General features: G+C 73.1%; 11 protein-coding genes. 7 read left to right on the forward strand and 4 right to left on the reverse strand.

Going from position 1 to position 16447, the window contains the following annotated elements; all coding sequences use genetic code 11:
- Positions 1-87 precede the first annotated feature (87 nt).
- The gene (locus tag AB0K12_RS42955) at positions 88-972 is read right to left on the reverse strand and encodes a sulfotransferase (protein ID WP_364574120.1); all 885 of its coding nucleotides are present in this window, start codon (positions 970-972) and stop codon (positions 88-90) included.
- 30 nt (positions 973-1002) lie between these two features.
- Here AB0K12_RS42955 and AB0K12_RS42960 point away from each other — a divergent pair, with 30 nt between their 5' ends.
- From AB0K12_RS42960 to AB0K12_RS42970, 3 genes are read left to right on the forward strand one after another with little or no spacing between them, the layout of a single operon-like run.
- Entirely contained in the window at positions 1003-1740 is a 738-nt protein-coding gene (locus AB0K12_RS42960; protein ID WP_364574122.1) for a Sir2 family NAD-dependent protein deacetylase, read from the forward strand.
- Positions 1727-2656 carry an LD-carboxypeptidase gene (locus tag AB0K12_RS42965; protein ID WP_364574124.1) on the forward strand — a complete coding sequence of 310 codons (930 nt, stop codon included), beginning with the start codon at positions 1727-1729 and terminating at the stop codon, positions 2654-2656. The genes AB0K12_RS42960 and AB0K12_RS42965 overlap by 14 nt, the downstream gene beginning before the upstream one ends.
- A 33-nt stretch (positions 2657-2689) precedes the next feature.
- Positions 2690-3586 carry a hypothetical protein gene (locus tag AB0K12_RS42970; protein ID WP_364574126.1) on the forward strand — a complete coding sequence of 299 codons (897 nt, stop codon included), beginning with the start codon at positions 2690-2692 and terminating at the stop codon, positions 3584-3586.
- Between the two features lie 35 nt (positions 3587-3621).
- On the opposite strand, the gene AB0K12_RS42975 is transcribed toward AB0K12_RS42970, so the two are convergent.
- From AB0K12_RS42975 to AB0K12_RS42985, 3 genes are all read right to left on the reverse strand, one after another.
- Positions 3622-5919, reverse strand: coding sequence for an excinuclease ABC subunit UvrA (locus AB0K12_RS42975; protein ID WP_364574128.1), 2298 nt, complete (start codon positions 5917-5919; stop codon positions 3622-3624).
- A 112-nt stretch (positions 5920-6031) separates the two neighbouring features.
- Positions 6032-7195 carry a histidinol-phosphate transaminase gene (locus AB0K12_RS42980; RefSeq protein ID WP_364574130.1) on the reverse strand — a complete coding sequence of 388 codons (1164 nt, stop codon included), beginning with the start codon at positions 7193-7195 and terminating at the stop codon, positions 6032-6034.
- Positions 7196-7281: 86 nt separating this feature from the next.
- Positions 7282-8454, reverse strand: coding sequence for a PP2C family protein-serine/threonine phosphatase (locus AB0K12_RS42985; protein ID WP_364574132.1), 1173 nt, complete (start codon positions 8452-8454; stop codon positions 7282-7284).
- Between the two features lie 484 nt (positions 8455-8938).
- Between AB0K12_RS42985 and AB0K12_RS42990 the strand changes: the two genes are divergently transcribed.
- The 4 genes from AB0K12_RS42990 (at position 8939) to AB0K12_RS43005 (ending at position 16443) form a co-directional block, all read left to right on the forward strand.
- Positions 8939-11794 (forward strand): lantibiotic dehydratase, encoded by a 2856-nt coding sequence (locus AB0K12_RS42990; RefSeq protein WP_364574134.1) that lies wholly within the window; start codon positions 8939-8941, stop codon positions 11792-11794.
- Between the two features lie 155 nt (positions 11795-11949).
- Positions 11950-13692 (forward strand): ABC transporter ATP-binding protein, encoded by a 1743-nt coding sequence (locus AB0K12_RS42995; RefSeq protein WP_364574136.1) that lies wholly within the window; start codon positions 11950-11952, stop codon positions 13690-13692.
- A 52-nt stretch (positions 13693-13744) separates the two neighbouring features.
- A complete protein-coding gene (locus AB0K12_RS43000; protein WP_364574138.1) occupies positions 13745-15610 on the forward strand; it encodes an ABC transporter ATP-binding protein in 1866 nt (621 codons plus the stop codon).
- A complete protein-coding gene (locus tag AB0K12_RS43005; protein WP_364574140.1) occupies positions 15607-16443 on the forward strand; it encodes an NAD-dependent protein deacetylase in 837 nt (278 codons plus the stop codon). Before AB0K12_RS43000 ends, AB0K12_RS43005 begins: the two co-directional genes overlap by 4 nt.
- Positions 16444-16447 lie beyond the last annotated feature (4 nt).

Genomic DNA, 16447 nt, shown 5'->3' on the forward strand with positions numbered 1-16447 from the left:
GGCCGACAGATCCCGTTGAGGACCACAAGGTCAGTCAGGCGGTGGGTCAGACCCTGACGGGAAGCGCTCACACCTCCATCATCACTGTCAGGCGGGCAGGTAGCCGAGGCGGGTGAGTTCCTTGGCGGCGACCTTCTCCACCAGCTCCAGGTCGTCGCGGGCGAGGGCGGTGCGCCAGGCGCCGACCTTTGGGACGGCGGGGTCGTACATGACGACCTTGGACACACGCGTCTCCAGGAACTCCGCGAGCGTCGCGACCGCCTGCTGCGGCCTGCCGACGAGCTCCTCGTAGCGCAGCGTCAGCAGTTGCGTCTCGGGCAACGTGCGGCGCAGCTCGGCGCTGACCCGGACGGCGCCGCGCCAGCGCAGCGCGCTCTTGCCCGCCGCCGGCATGGCCTTCCAGCGCTCCAGGTGCTCCTCCTTGGCGATGCCGAGGAACGCGCTGGGGAACTCGGTCCGCTCGGCCAGCATGGCCGGCTTGAACCAGGCCAGGCAGGCGGGGTCGGCCAGCATGCCGGCGACGGCGTCCCTGCCGTCGCGGATGAGCTGCACGAACCGGGCGTCGGGGAACGCCTGCAGCAGCACGGGAGCGCTGTAGAGCAGGTCGGGGCTGCCGTCGCCGAAGCGGGTGACGTCGGCGGCGCTGACGCACGGGCCCGCGCCGGTGACGCCGCCCGCGTCCCTGCACGGCTCGGCGCACTCGCCGCACGAGCGGGGCAGCACCTGCCACGACTCGGCGAGGGCGTCGCGCAGCACGCGGACGGAGCCGGGCGTCGCGGCGAGCGACGGCTTGCGGGCGAAGGCGTAGACCACGTGCGCCACGCTCGCGCGGCCCATCGTCACGTGGAAGCCGGGGGACCGTTTGAGGGCGCGGGCGAGCAGGTCCACGCCGGAATGCGGCGCTCCGAGCAGGAAGACCGGCCGGCGGACCTTGATGCCGTTGACCACGAGGATGTGGGGCGGAAGTCGCATACAGCAGCCAAGTGTGACACCGTTTGCCAGGTGAACGCGCCATCCGCAGTGTCGGTCCTCACCGGAGCGGGTGTGTCCACCGATTCCGGCATCCCCGACTTCCGGGGGCCGCAGGGCGTGTGGACGAAGAACCCGCGCGCCGAGGCCGACGCGACGATCGACCGCTACCTCGCCGACCCCGAGGTCAGGCGGGCGAGCTGGCGTTCCAGGCGCGATTCGCCGGCCTGGCGGGCGCAGCCGAACGCCGCCCACCAGGCGCTGGTCGAGCTCGAGCACGCCGGGCTGCTGCGCGCGCTCATCACCCAGAACATCGACGAGCTGCACCAGCGCGCCGGTTCGTCGCCGGAGAAGGTCATCGAGCTGCACGGCACCATGCGCCGCGCCGAGTGCCTCTCCTGTGGCCTGATCACGCCGATGGAAGAAGTGCTGGCAAGGGTGGACGCGGGCGAGGACGACCCGCCGTGCCCCCGCTGCGGCGGCATCCAGAAGGCGAACACGATCTCGTTCGGGCAGTCGCTCAAGCCGGAGGTGCTGGGCGCGGCGCTCGACGCGGCCCGTACGTGCGAGCTGTTCCTCGCGGTCGGCACGTCGCTGACCGTGCACCCGGCCGCCGGGCTGTGTGGCGAGGCGCTCGACGCGGGCGCCCGGCTGGTGATCGTGAACGCCGAGCCGACCCCCTACGACCCCTTCGCCGACCGGGTCATCAACGAGCCGATCGGCAACGCACTACCCGCGCTCGTCAAGGAGTTGATCGATGCGGCAAGGTGACACCGTCGCCATCGTCTCGCCGTCAGGACCGCCCGATCCGGAGCTGCTGCGCCGCGGCGTCGAGCGGCTGGAGGGCCTCGGCCTGAAGGTCGTGGTCGGGGCGCACGCGCTCGACCGGCAGGACCTCGACTACCTGGCGGGCGCCGACGCCGCCAGGGCGGCCGACCTGCAGGAAGCCTGGTGTGACCCGGCCGTCTCCGCGGTCTTCTGCTGCCGCGGCGGCTACGGCGCCGGCCGGCTGCTGGAGCTGCTCGACTGGGACGCGATGCGGGCGGCAGGGCGGGCGGCAGGGCGGGCGGCAGGGCCCAAGACGCTGCTCGGGTCGAGCGACATCACGGCGCTGCACAACGCGTTCGCGATCGAGCTGGACGTGCCGACCCTGCACGGACCGATGATCGCCTGCGACGTGATCGCCGGTGACGACGCCGGGCCAGAGCCGCTGACCTGGGAGAGCCTGCGCGAGGCGCTGTTCGGGCCGGACGAGGGGGTGACGCCGGTCGCCGGTGACCGGGTGCTGGCGCCCGGGCGCGCGGAGGGCGTGGTGCGCGGCGGTAACCTGTCGTTGCTCGCCTCGATGTGCGGCACCCGGTGGCAGCCGTCGTTCGCCGACGGGATCGCGTTCCTCGAGGACGTCGGGGAGGAGCCGTACCGCATCGACCGCATGCTCACGCAGTTGCTGCAGGCGGGCGCGTTCGACGGCGTGCGGGGCATCGCGCTCGGCTCGTGGGTGGGCTGCGGCGACCCCTACCCGGTGCTCGAGGACCGGCTGCGCCCGCTGGGGGTGCCCATCGTCGCCGGGTTGCCGGTGGGACACGGGACACCCCAGATGAGTGTGTGGTTTGGGGCACTTGGTGTTATCGATACCGAATCGTGCTCCCTGACTGGCTCGTGGGGAATCGGAGAACAGGCAAGGTAGAGGGACGAATCCGACAGAAAGGGACGCAGCGGCGTGAATTGGTACGAGCGTGACCGCGAGGCCCCGCGCCGACCGGTCGAGGACGTCGATCTCGACTCGCTGCTGGCCCTCGTCGCCGAGTCCCTCGGATACTCCTTCGCCTTCTCCGGCGACGGCTCGCTCCTCACCCTTGACCGTGCCGAGCAACCCACCCCAGGGCAACCCACCCCCGAGCTGGTCGTCAAGCTGACCGGGCTGCGCCGCGAGGCCGCGCGCCGGGCCAGGGAGGACTGGCCGGTGCTGGTCTCCGAGCACCTGGCGCACGCCGTCGCCACCGCCGACGAGCGCGTGGACGTGTCCGACCTGGAGCAGGCCGGGCCGCTGCTGCGGATCAGGGTCGAGTCGGTGGACGCGGTGCCCGACCTGACCCGCGTCGTCGGCCGCCATCTCAACGCCGACCTGGTCGAGCTGCTCACGGTGGGCGCGCGGCTGGTCAGGCCGGAGGAGTCGGGCTGCTGGCCGGTCTCCGGCGGGCAGGCGCTCGACCGGGCGGTGGCCAACGTGCGCAGGCACGGCTCGCTGACGTCCGAGAACATCGCGCTGTCCGGCACCCCGATCATCCGGCTGACCGCCGAGAGCCCGTCGGCCGCCACCCACCTGCGCTGGCTGGAGGAGCACCTGACCGTGCCCGCCGACGGGGTGCTCGTGGTGCTGCCCGACCCGTACACGCTGCTCGTGCACCCCGTGGACGGCATCGGCGTGGTACGCGCGCTCGAACGGCTGCGCGTGCACGCCGTCCGCACCGACGGGCTCAGCCCGCAGGTCTACTGGTGGCACGATGGGCAGCTGACGCTGATCAGGGCCGACATCGTCGCTCAGGACGGGCAGACCAGGCTGGTCGTGGCGCCGCCGCCCGAGTTCGCGCGCGTGCTGGCCCGGCTCGCGGTCTGACACCCGCGGTCTCAGACCGCGCGCCGGGCTGACGCTCAGCTCATGCCGACGTAGTCCCGCAGGTGGACGGCCGTGAGCGAGGTGCCGGTGGCGACCAGCTCGCCCGGCGTCCCGGCGAAGACCACCTGACCGCCGTCGTGACCGGCTCCGGGACCGAGGTCCACGATCCAGTCGGCGTGGGCCATGACCGCCTGGTGGTGCTCGATCACGATGACCGAGTTGCCGTCGTCCACCAGCCGGTCGAGCAGCGACAGCAGCTGGTCGACGTCGGCCAGGTGCAGGCCGGTGGTGGGCTCGTCCAGCACGTACGTGGTGCCGTTCTTGGCCATGTTGATGGCCAGCTTGAGCCGCTGCCGCTCGCCGCCCGACAGCGTCGTCAGCGGCTGCCCCAGCCCGAGGTAGCCGAGCCCGACGGCCACCAGCCGGTCGAGGATGACGCCGGCCTGCCCCTTCGGGAAGAACTCCTTGGCCTCGGCGACCGGCATCTCCAGCACCTCGCTGATGTTCTTGCCGTGCAGCCGGTACGTCAGCACCTCCGGCGTGAACCGCCGGCCCTCGCACTGCTCGCACACCGAGGCCACCCCGGCCATCATCGCGAGGTCGGTGTAGATGAGGCCGATGCCCTTGCAGGCCGGGCAGGCGCCCTCGGAGTTGGCGCTGAACAGGCCCGGCTTGACCCCGTTGGCCTTGGCGAACGCCGCCCTGATCGGGTCGAGCACCCCGGTGTAGGTGGCCGGGTTGCTCCGGCGCGAGCCGCGGATCTGCGACTGGTCGGCCACCACCACGCCGTCGCGGCCCGCGACGTAGCCGTGGATGAGCGAGCTCTTGCCCGATCCGGCGACGCCGGTGACCACGGTGAGCACGCCGAGCGGGATGTCCACGCTCACGTCGCGCAGGTTGTGCAGGGTGGCGTTCCTGATCGGCAGCTGCCCCGTGGGCTTGCGCACCTCCTCGCGCAGGCCCACCCGGTGGTCGAGGTAGCGGCCGGTGAGCGTGCCCGAGGCGCGCAGGCCCGCGAGGTCGCCCTGGTAGCAGATCTCGCCGCCGGCGGTGCCCGCCCCCGGGCCGAGGTCCACCACGTGGTCGGCGATCGCGATCAGCTCGGGCTTGTGCTCGACGACGAGCACCGTGTTGCCCTTGTCGCGCAGCTGCAGCAGCAGGCTGTTCATGCGCTGGATGTCGTGCGGGTGCAGCCCGGCGGTCGGCTCGTCGAAGACGTACGTGACGTCGGTGAGGCTGGAGTTGAGGTGCCGCACCATCTTGACCCGCTGGGCCTCGCCGCCCGACAGCGTGGCGGACTCTCGGTCGAGGCTGAGGTAGCCGAGGCCGATGCCGACCAGGGAGTCGAGCGTGGACAGCAGCCCTTCGAGCACCGGCCCGACCGAGGGGTCGCCGATGCCGCGGACGAACGCCGCCAGGTCGTCGATCTGCATGGCCGAGAGGTCGGTGATGCCGCTGCCCTGGACGCGGGCCGAGCGGGCGGCCTCGTTGAGGCGGGTGCCGCCGCACGAGGGGCAGGTCGCGAGCTTGATCGCCCGGTCGGCGAACGCGCGCGCCGCCGACTGCATCGACTCGCGGTCCTTGCCGAGGTACGACTTGCGCACCTTCAGCACCAGGCCCTCGTAGGTGAACTTGTTGGTGCCGTACTTCAGCTTGGTCGCCGGCTTGTGGAGCAGGTCCTGCCACTGCTGCTCGGTGAAGTCCTTCAGCTTCGTGCCAGGGTCGAACAGCCCTGAGCCGGCCACGACCTGCCACTGCCAGCTCCCGACCGGGAAGCCGGGGATCTTGATGGCGCCGTCGTCGAGCGACAGCTCACGGTCGACGAGCTCGTCCACGTCGATCTCGGACGCCTTGCCGAGGCCCTCGCACTCGGGGCACATGCCCTCGGCCCGGTTGAAGCTGAAGGCGTAGGCGGGGCCGACGTACGGGCTGCCGACGCGGCTGAAGAGGATGCGCAGCATGGTGTGGGCGTCGGTGATGGTGCCCACGGTGGAGCGCGGGTTGGCCCTCATGCGCTCCTGGTCGACGATGATCGCCGCGCTGAGGTTGTGCAGCGCGTCGATGTCGGGCCGGCCGAGGCTCGGCATGAACGACTGGATGAACGCGGTGTACGTCTCGTCGATCAGCCGGCGGGACTCCGCGGCGATCGTGTCGAAGACGAGCGAGGACTTCCCGGAACCGGACACGCCGGTGAACACGGTGAGCCGCCGCTTGGGGACGTCGAGGGAGACGCCCTTGAGGTTGTTCTCCCTGGCGCCGCGGACCTGGATGTGGTCGTGGCTGTCCGCTGCCTTGTGATCAGCGCCGGGGTCGGTGCTTGCCTCGGGGAGCACGGGATCCTTTCGTCATCGGCCGACTGTTTATGCTGTAAGGAAATTCAGCCGAGACAGCTTACACCGGCCCGCCGGTGCTCTCGTACGGGCCGGTTCCGGCAGGATTCGTGCGCTACGCCGAGAGCGGGTTGACGTGGCGGTGGTGCACCCCGATCACCGGGATCTCGTGCAGGCTGCCGGAGTACAGGAACTGCGTCATGCCGATGAGCAGCCGCCGCACGTCCTCCTGCGGGCGGACGACCAGGCGCAGGAACTGGCTCGTGGTGCCCAGCTTGTTGCCGCACTCGCGGACGTAGACGCCGTGTTCGGTCAGCAGGTGGTCGCGCAGCGGCACCCCGTCGTGCCCCGGCGGCAGCTTGACCAGCAGGAAGTTGCCCTGCGAGGCGTACACCGACAGCCCCGGCATGGTGCTGAGCTGCTGGAACATCGCCCGCCTGTCGGCGCCCAGCCGCCGGAGGCTGTCCTGGTACTCGTTCATGAACTCCCGCATCATGAACACCACGACCTCGGCGAAGGAGTTCAGGTTCCACTTGGGCAGCGCGTCCCGTACGCGGGCGGCCAGCGCCGGGTTGGCCACCATGTAGCCGAAGCGGATGCCGTGCAGGCCGAAGTTCTTGCCCAGGCTGCGCAGCACGATCACGTTCGGCCGCACCGCCGCCTCCGCCGCCACCCCCGGGTACGGCTCGGCGTCCACGAACTCGCCGAACGACTCGTCCACGATCACCAGGTCGAGGTCGATGAGCTGGTCGAGCAGGTACAGGATCTGGTGCTTGGGCAGGTAGCCGCCGTCGGGGTTGTTCGGGTTGCAGATCACCGCCACCCGCGAGCCGCGCATGCGGATGAACGACACGAAGTCGTCCACGTCGAGCGCGAAGTTGCGGCTCTCCTGCAACGGGTACATGTCCACCCGCTTGCCGGTCTCCAGCGGTTGGTCGGTCCAGCGGCCGAAGGTGGGGATGGGCACCGCCAGGCTCTCGCGGACCAGCAGGTGGTCGATCCAGGTGATCAGCTCCGTCGAGCCATTGCCCATGGCGACCGTCCTGGGGTGCAGGCCGAGCGTGGCGCACAGCTCCTCGGTGATCGTCCCGGCGTCACTGGGATAGAACTTCAGGATCGTCTCCAGGTTCCTCCCGAGATGCTCGAATATGTCCGGCGTGGGGAAGTACGGATTGCAGGGGATGCAGAAGTCCACCGGGGCGCGCTCTCCCGCCGAGCTGCGCATGAGTGAGAAGTACGACGGGCTGTGCGCTTGGGCCCGCAAGAGACTGAGCTCCACGACACCTCCATGGACCACGTGTCCGATGTGTGGAGGTACGCGCCGATCCGGGACACGGTTCAGGGGGTTTCCCGATGTGACCTTCTTCACGGCGGGATCGACGGCGGGCCCATCCGGCGCAGCGTCAAGATGGCGACGTCGTCGCGGACGTCTCCGCCCGTGAACTCCTGCAGGTCGGCCCCCAGCGCGCGGCCGAGCGGCGAAGGCGGGTCCGGCGCCCACGCGCGCAGCCGCTCCTCCAGCGGGTAGAACGCGCCGCGCGGGTCGCGCGCCTCGGTCACCCCGTCGGTGCACAGCAGCAGCGTCGCGCCCAGCGGGAAGGCGAAGCGCATGCCGCGGCGGGGCGTCGCCGTCAGCGACGCGAGCCCGAGCGGCAGGGCGGGCTCGCCCAGGTCCACCTGGTACGCCTCGCCGTCGTGCAGCACGAAAGGGGCGATGTGGCCGCAGTTGATCGCCTCCACCTCCGTGTCGCCGGCGATGTCCAGCACGAGGGCCGTGACCAGCCGCTCGGGCTCGCCGGTCATGGCGGCGAACACGTTCTGCCGCACCACCGTCGTCTCCAGGGCGGCCACGACACCGGTCAGCGTGTCCTCGCGGTAGGCGGCCTCCCTGAACGAGCCCAGCACGGCCAGCGCCGTGCCGATCGCGGGCAGGCCCTTGCCCTGGACGTCCGCGATCAGCACCCGGGTGCCGTGGCGGGACACGGCGACGTCGTACACGTCGCCGCCGACCAGGGCGTCCTCCTCGATCGGGTGGTAGAGGCCGTCCACGGCGACCTCGGACGTACGCAGGGGAAGCGGGCGCACGATGAGCCGCTGCAGCGCCGAGGCCGCCGACCGCAGCCGGTGCACCTCCTCCTCCCGGCGTACGCGGTAACGGCAGCCCAGCACGCTCACCACGCCGAAGATCGCGGTGAACCCGGCCGCGAGCAGCAGGTCGTCGACCTGCGCGCCCAGGTAGGCGCCGGTGCCGACCTCCACCAGCACCACCCAGACGGAGGCGGCGATCGTCTGCTTCACGTCGCCGAGGCCCGACACGATGGCCGGCAGGAAGATCAGCAGCGGGTACAGCCTGACGGCCGTGCCCGTGGTCAGGTCCAGCGCGATCACCACGGCGGTGACGAGGAACAGCCCCGCCAGGAACAGCGGCGTCCACAGATAGCGCCCTCCGCTCGGCACCCGGCTCGCCCTGCTGCCGCGCCCGCCGCCGACCGGTCTCCCGCGCCTGCGCCGCGCCTGTCCCGTCACTGTCTCCCGCACCCCCCATGTCACCTTCTATCAGGCGGTTTCGCCTGCCCGGCCCGCGGCGCGCGTCCTTGACCCCACCTTGCCCCGAGCGGGTAAATGAGAGTTATTCGCACGGGCGCATTCACGCGTTTATCCGACCGGCCGCGTACGTTGTTCCGCGCCGCTCGCCCGCGTTTTCAATGGCGGGAAAACGACGGCCTGGCAAGGCCGTCCTTAATGCTTTTCAGGTTCGTTTCAGGTGGTGGATGTGTGTGGATCGTTGACTCTGTGTGCGGGAAGGATAGGCCCATTGGCTACGGAAAGTAAACAGTCGCGTCCTGTTTGGAGTGGTTTGCTGGCATTGTTGGGTGTTTTCGGTGCGAGGGACAAGAGGGCGTCACTGATTCTCATTTTCTTTTCCTGGCCAAACGCATTGACAGAAATAAATGATCTTGTAAGCATCTGAGTTGAGACGCGGTGCGGCGGTGAATTCATGTCAGGAAAGGGAGCGGTCCATATGGACATCGAGCACGACTGGACCCTGCTGCCGGCCGTGGTCGTCCGCAGCGCCGGATTTCCGTGGGAGCTGGTGCTGTCACTCGCCTACCTCAGGGCGGCGGAGGCGGCCGCGGTCGTCGTACAGCTGGAGCGCAAGGCACTCGACCTGCTCGCCGACGCTCCCGCCCACGCGACCGGCCCCCGCCCGGCCGGCGCACCTGACCACTGGGCGGGCACGAGCACGGGCACGGGCACGAGCACGGGTCCAGGAGCGGGGGCGGGGACGGGGCGGACGTCGCGCGGGCTGCGGGGGCGCCTGCGCGACCTACGGCCGTTGCCGTCCGGGGCCGTCGTCTCCGGCGCCGCCGGCGCGGGCAACTGGGTGCTGGCCTGGAACGAGGTCACCAGCATGCTGGAGCGCGCCAAGCTCACGCTCACCGCGCTCGTCGGCGGTGACGCCGCCCTCACCAGGGCCGCCGTGTCCCGGCTCACCGCCGACGAACGCTTCCTCGACGCGCTCGTCTGCTCCGCGCCCGCCCTCTACCGCGACCTGCGCCACGGAGCCAAGGGCGGCAGGACCCGCCGGGAGCTGGCCGCCCACCTGCAGCGGCTGGCCACCTCGTGCGAGACGGACGGCTGCTACGGCCCGCTCAACTACGGCGCCGTCCGGCCCGGCCCCTCCGGTCACACCTGGAAGGGGCACCGGGTCTACCGGCAGCGGGTGGCGTACCCGGCCGGGCGGGTGAACGAGGCGCTCCAGCAGCGCATCCTCGCCGACCCCGCGCTGGTGCCCGGCCTGGTGCCGCGCCGCAGGACCCTGGTGGGCGAGGTCCGCGAGGGGGCCGCCTTCACCGGCCACTGCGACGGCGCCCGTACGCTCGCCGAGATCGCCGCCGCGACGGGCACCGGCATGGAACGCGCGGCCGCGGCGCTCACCGTGGCGGTCCGCCGCGGCCTGCTCACCCACGACCTGTGCCCGCCCGCCGGCGTCACCGACCCCTTCGCCTGGCTCCGCGACCGCCTCACCACGCGCGGCATCCCCCTCACCGAGCGCGACGGTCCCACCCACGGGCAGCCCACGGACGACGGCGACACCGCGCCGCACAGGGAGCGGGTGCAGCCGCCGGCGCCCTGTGAGTGCGGGCTGACGCCGCACCCCGCGCACCCGGGCTCCCTTCCTCCCGCCGCGCACCCGGGCTCCCTTCCTCCCGCCGCCGCAGCGCGACGAGCCTCCAGCGGCAGCGCGGGCCTCACCGGGCACGGGGGTGCCGGTGAAGCCGGGGGCGGCCCCGAGAGCGGCGGGGTGGGGCGGGAGGAGGGCTTCGGGGGGAGGCCGGTCAGGGACGCCGGGGGTGGAGCGTCGGGGACGTCCAGGCGGGGGTTCGTGGCCCCCGCGGGCGTGCCCGTGCAGCGCGGGCTGAGGGGCGCCGGCCAGGCGTCCGGGTCCGAGCTGCCGGTGGGGCGGCGGATCGGGGAGATCAGCGAGTTGCTCGCGCAATATCCAGCCGCCTCACCCGACGTGAAGCTCGCCGTGCAGCGCAGGATCGAGGCGCTGGCGGGCGTCGGCGGGCGCCGCGACGACCGGGTGACGGTGCACGAGGCAGCCGCCGGAACGCTGCGGGTCGGCGTCGGCGACGCGCTGGCCGCCGACCTGCGGGAGCGGGCGCCGAGGGTGCTCGACCTGCTGGCCGAGGAGGCCGAGCTGACCCGGCTGCGCACCAACCGGCTGCTGGCCGGGCGGCTCGGGCCCGGCACGTACGCGCTGTCCGACGCCCTGCGCATGACCGGCGACCTGGAGATCGACCACGGCGACCGGCTGCCCTCCCGCATCGCGGAGCTGGTCCGCGCCGCGAAGCCGGGCACCGCCGAGCTGAACCTGGCGGGCCTGCTGGACGAGCCCGCCCCGCCGGCCGCGCCCGTGCTGTGCTCGGCGGACGTGATGGTGGCCGCGCCGTCGCTGGAGGCGTACGAGCCGGGCCTCACCCCGCTGGTGCTCACCGCCCTGCACGACGGGGTGCTGCTCACGCCGTGGGCGCTGCAGTTCCACGACGACGAGGCCGCCTGCCTGGCCGAGCGCGACGCGCAGGTGCGGCGGGCGCTGTCGGGGTTCACGGTGCTGCACGTCGTCTCCCGGCCCGAGCACGGCGTGCCCAGGCCGGAGCTGCCAGGACCCGTGCTGGAGCTCGGCGGCGCCACCGCGGGCGAGGACCGGCGCAGGATCGGCCTCGACGAGCTGTACGTGCACAGCGACGGCCACCGCGCCGTCCTGCACGCCAAGGGGTTCGAGGAGCCGCTGCTGTTCCACGGCGGCGAGCACGACACGGCGCTGCACACGGCGCTCGCCCTGCCGAGGCTCCGGCTGCCAAGGCTGGGCGATCTGCCCCGCATGCCCCGGCTGACCTGGGACAACGTGGTCCTGGCCGGGCGGCGCTGGCACGTCGGCGGTGCCGCGTTCGAGGGGTTCGGGCAGGCCGGCGGCGACGGAGACCTGCTGGTGGCGATGGCCCGGCTGCGGGAGGCGTACGAGCTGCCTGTCGTGTTCTTCGCCGCCACCGCCCGAGAGCGCGTCTACGTCGACACCCGCTCGCCCGCCCTCCTCGAAGGGCTCGCCCGCCTGGCTGCGGGCGGCGACGGCGTCACGGTGAGCGAGGTGCTGCCGGGCCCCGAGGGGTGCTGGCTGCGCGACGGCGAGCACCGGTTCGCGGCCGAGCTGCGCTGCGTCTACCTGCGCCCGGCCGGGGGAGAGCGCCGCCCCTCCGGTACGAGCGCCCGCCGCGCGCCCGCACCGGCCCCGAAGCCGGTCAAGCGCCTGTTCGGCAGGATGTCCGCGCACCCCTACCCCTGGCCCGGCGAGACCACCCGCCAGAGCCGCTGAGCCCCGCGCCCGGGATAAATCGGTTGCGCCCGGCGGGGCGCGGCTGGTGTACTCCCGGGCGTTGACCGCCCGTCGAAGGAGGAGGCCCACGATGCGCCAAGCGTCCGTGATCCCTCAGCTCACCGAATCCTCCGACGCAAAGGGCATGACGCTTCTTGACTCCCTCCACACCCGGGAATCTCTCACCTGACACCTCCTCCGTCCTCCGCCTGCTCCTGCCGTCGTGGCGGGCCGCGCCCGCGCTGATCGGCGCGGTGTCCGCAGCGACCGCGCTGCCGCTGGCGGCGCCGCAGGTCACCCGGTGGTTCGTCGACGACGCGATGGGCGGCGCGAGCATCCGCCACCTCACGCTGATCGCCGCCGGCTACCTCGTGCTCGCCGTCGCCGGGCAGGCGGCGCGCACCGTCACCGCGTGGCTCGCGGGCCGGCTCGCCTGGGACGGCTCCAACCGCCTGCGCGAACGCCTCACCGGCCACGCGCTCCACCTCGACCTGGCCTTCCACGGCCGGCACACGCCCGGCGAGCTGATCGAGCGGGTCGACGGCGACGTGGTGGCCGTCGCCGACTTCGTCGTCGCGTTCCTGCTCGACGTCGTGGCCGGCGTGCTGCTGCTGGCCGGCGTGGTCGTCGCCGTGCTCCTCGTGGACTGGCGGATCGGGCTGGCGCTGCTGGCGTACTGCCTGGTCATCGGGTACGGCATGGCGCGCGCCCAGCGGCTGGCCGTGCCGTCGGCGGCCCGGTCGCGGGCCGCGAGCGCCGCGCTGTTCGGCGCGCTCGAAGAGCGGCTGGCCGGCGCAGAGGACCTGCGGGCCAACGGCGCCGGCGCGCACACCGTACGCCGCTTCCACCAGGTCAGCGCGGCGCTGTTCCGCGCCGAGCACCGCGACGCCCGCATCGGCACCGTGCTGCTCGCGGGCACCTCCGTGGCCTTCGCCGCGGGCACCGCGATCATGCTGGGACTGGCCGCGTGGACCATGCGGTCGGGGGCGCTCACGGTCGGCACCGCCGTGCTGCTCCTGCAGTACACGATGATGGTGCGGGCGCCGTTCGAGCGGCTGATCGACCAGATCAGGCAGTACCAGGCGGCGCTGGCGGGGGTGGCCCGCATCGCGGGGCTGCTGGCCGAGCGGCCGGCGCTCACGCCCGGCACCCGGCCGCTGCCTCCCACAGGGCCGCTCGGGCTCGACCTTGACGGCGTCGGCTTCACCTACCCCGGTGACGACGAGCAGGTGCTGTCGGGGGTGCGGGTGCGCCTCGCGCCCGGCGAGACGCTCGGGCTGGTCGGGCGGACCGGCAGCGGCAAGACCACCCTGGCCAGGCTGGTGCTGCGGCTGCACGATCCGGTGCAGGGGGCCGTCCGGGTGGGCGGTGTCGATCTGCGCGAGGCCGAGCCGCGCTCCTTGCGGCGCAGGGTCGGCGTGGTGACGCAGGACGTGCAGCTGTTCCGGGCCAGCGTGCGCGACAACCTCACGTTGTTCCGGCCGTCGCCGGGCGACGAGCGGCTGAGGGAGGTGCTCGGGGAGGTCGGGCTCGGTGAGTGGGCGGCCTCCCTGCCCGGTGGGCTCGACGCCGAGCTGCCCGAGCTGTCGGCGGGGGAGGCGCAGCTGCTCGCGTTCGCCCGGGTGTTCCTGGCCGACCCCGGGCTGGTCGTGCTGGACGAGGCGTCCAGCCGGCTCGACCCGGCCACCGAGCGGCGGGCCGAGGCGGCCGTCGCGCGGCTCCTGGAGGGCAGGACCGGGGTGATCATCGCGCACCGGCTGTCGTCGCTGGCCCGCGTGGACACGATCGCCGTGCTCGACCGGGGCAAGATCGTCGAGTACGGCCCCCGCGCCCACCTGGCCGCCGACTCGCACAGCCGCTTCGGCCATCTCCTCGACCTGGCGGGGGTGAGCCGATGAGGCGCGACGCGGCGATGGCCGCCCGGCCGTGCGATCGGGCGGGGGTGCGCCGGTGAAGCCCGTGACGGTGGTGGCCACGCGGCTGGCCACGTTCGACTTCCGGCGGTTCCTGGTCGGCGCGCTGCTGTGGTTGCCGGTGCACGTGATCCCGCTGGGCGGCGGGCTCGTCCTGCAGCGGGTGTTCGACGAGATCAGCGGGCAGCGGGCGGCCGGGCTGGACAGCGTGCTGTGGTGGTGTGCGGCGTTCGTGGGCGTCGAGGTCGTGCGGGGCGTGATGATCGTCGTCGCGTGGACGTACGGCGTCTACTGGTGGGCGGCGGCGGCCACGCTGCTGCGCTCGAACGTGCTGCGCTCCCTGCTGACCGCGCGCGGACCGGCCGCCGCCCGGCTGCCGCACTCCTCCGGCGAGGCCGTGGCCCGCATGCGGGACGACGTGGCCGACGCCGTGGACTTCACCGACGAGAGTGTCAGCCTGTTCGGCACCGCGGTGTTCGCCGCCGTGGCGCTGCCGATCCTGGCCTCCGTCGATCCGCTGATCACGCTGGTGCTGGTCGTCCCGATGATCGCGGCCGGCGTGCTGAGCAGGACCATGCGGCAGGTGGTCGCCCGGCTGCACGGGCGGGCCAGGCGGCTCGGCGCGACCGTGACGGCGTACGTGGGGGAGGCGTTCGGCGGCCTGCTCGCCATCAAGACGGCGGGAGCCGAGGCGGCGGTGCTCGACCGGCTGCGCGCCCACAACCGGCGCCGCCGCGACGCCGCGGTCAAGGACCGGCTGGCGACCGACCTGCTGGGCGCCGCCACCACCGCGTCCGTCGAGCTCGGCACCGGCCTGGTGCTGCTGCTCGCCGCGCCCGCCATGCGCGGCGGCGACTTCACCGTGGGCGACCTCGCGCTGTTCACCACCTACATCGGCTGGCTCACCGCGTTCCCGAGGTCGATCGGCGTGTTCCTCTCCCGGCTGCCGCAGGCCGGGGTCGCCACCGAGCGGCTGACCCGGCTCATGGCGCCGCACGAGGACGCCGCCGATCTGGTGCGCGGCTCCGAGGTGTGGCTGCGCGGCGACCCGCCGCCCGCGCCGCAGCCGCCGCCGCACGACGACCGGCTGCGGGTGCTGGAGGCGCGCGGACTGACCGTGCGCGGCGTGCTGCACGACGTCGGCCTGCGCGTCGAGCGCGGCTCCTTCACCGTCGTCACCGGAGCGGTCGGCGCGGGCAAGACCACCCTGGTACGCGCCCTGCTCGGTCTCCTGCGGGCCGACGCGGGCGAGATCACCTGGAACGGCGTCCCCGTCCGCGACCCCGGCACCTTCCTCGTCCCCGGCCGGGTCGCGTACGCGGGCCAGGTGCCGCGCCTGTTCTCCGAGACCCTGCGCGAGAACCTGCTGCTCGGCCGCGTCGCCGGCGACGAGGACGCGCGGCGGGCCCTGGAGCTGGCCGTGTTCGACCGGGACCTGGCCGAGCTGACCCGCGGCCTCGACACGGTCGTCGGGCCGCGCGGCACCCGGCTGTCGGGCGGGCAGGCCCAGCGCGTCACCGCCGCCCGCGCGCTCGTCCGCGACCCCGACCTGCTGGTGGTGGACGACCTGTCGTCCGCGCTCGACGTCGAGACCGAGCGGCTGCTGTGGGAGCGGATCGCCGGGCGCGGCCCGGAGACCGTGCTGGTCGTCTCGCACCGGCAGGCCGCGCTCGAACGCGCCGACCAGGTGATCGTCCTCGACCGGGGCCGCGTCGCCGGGCGGGGGCGGCTGGCCGACCTGCTGGAGAGCTGCCCGGAGATGCGCCGGCTGTGGCATGCCGAGCTGATCGCCGAGGCGGAGGAACGCGCGGACCTCGGCTTCGCCGAGGGCGGGGAGCGCGGGGACCTCGGCGCGGCCCGGCGGGACGAAGGGTGCGGAACGGAAGGCACCATAGAAGGGTGATATCGAGCACTACGAAGGTGGCGGAGCTGGCCGGGCTCGTCGCCCGGGGCGGGGTGGCCGTGCTCAGCGGGGCCGGGCTGTCCACCGAGTCCGGCATCCCCGATTACCGGGGTCCGACAGGGCGGTCGAGGCGGGCCGAGCCGATGACGTACCAGAAGTTCGTCGGCAGCGCGCAGGCCCGGCAGCGCTACTGGGCGCGCAGCCACGTCGGGTGGCGGCACATCGGCGCCGCCCGCCCCAACGCGGGGCACCGCGCGGTCGCCGCGCTGGAGCGGCGCGGCCTGCTGGCCGGCATCGTCACCCAGAACGTCGACGGCCTGCACCAGGCGGCGGGCGCCCGCCAGGTGATCGAGCTGCACGGCGGGCTCGACCGTGTGGTCTGCCTGTCGTGCCGCGAGCGCACCCCGCGCGCCGAGCTGGAGCGCCGGCTGCGGGAGGCGAACCCCGGCTGGGACGAGGCGGGCGCCGCGATCAACCCCGACGGCGACGCGGTGCTCACCGACGCGCAGATCGCCGGGTTCAACCTGGTCGACTGCACGGGGTGCGGCGGGGTGCTCAAGCCGGACGTGGTGTTCTTCGGCGAGAACGTGCCGAGGCCGCGGGTGGACGAGTGCTTCGCGGTGGTGGGCGGCGCGCGGGCGCTGCTCGTGCTCGGATCGTCGCTGGCCATCAAGTCGGGGCTGCGCTTCGTCACCAGGGCGGCGGAGCTCGGCATCCCCATCGCCATCGTCAACCAGGGCCCGACCGGCGGTGACGGCGACGCCGCGCTCACGCTTGACGCGCCGCTCGGGCCGACGTTGACCGGCCTCACCGCCCTGCTCGGGGCAGAATAGGCCC

Origin of the sequence: Nonomuraea sp. NPDC049419 (genome assembly GCF_040676995.1) — a bacterium.
GTDB lineage: Bacteria > Actinomycetota > Actinomycetes > Streptosporangiales > Streptosporangiaceae > Nonomuraea > Nonomuraea salmonea.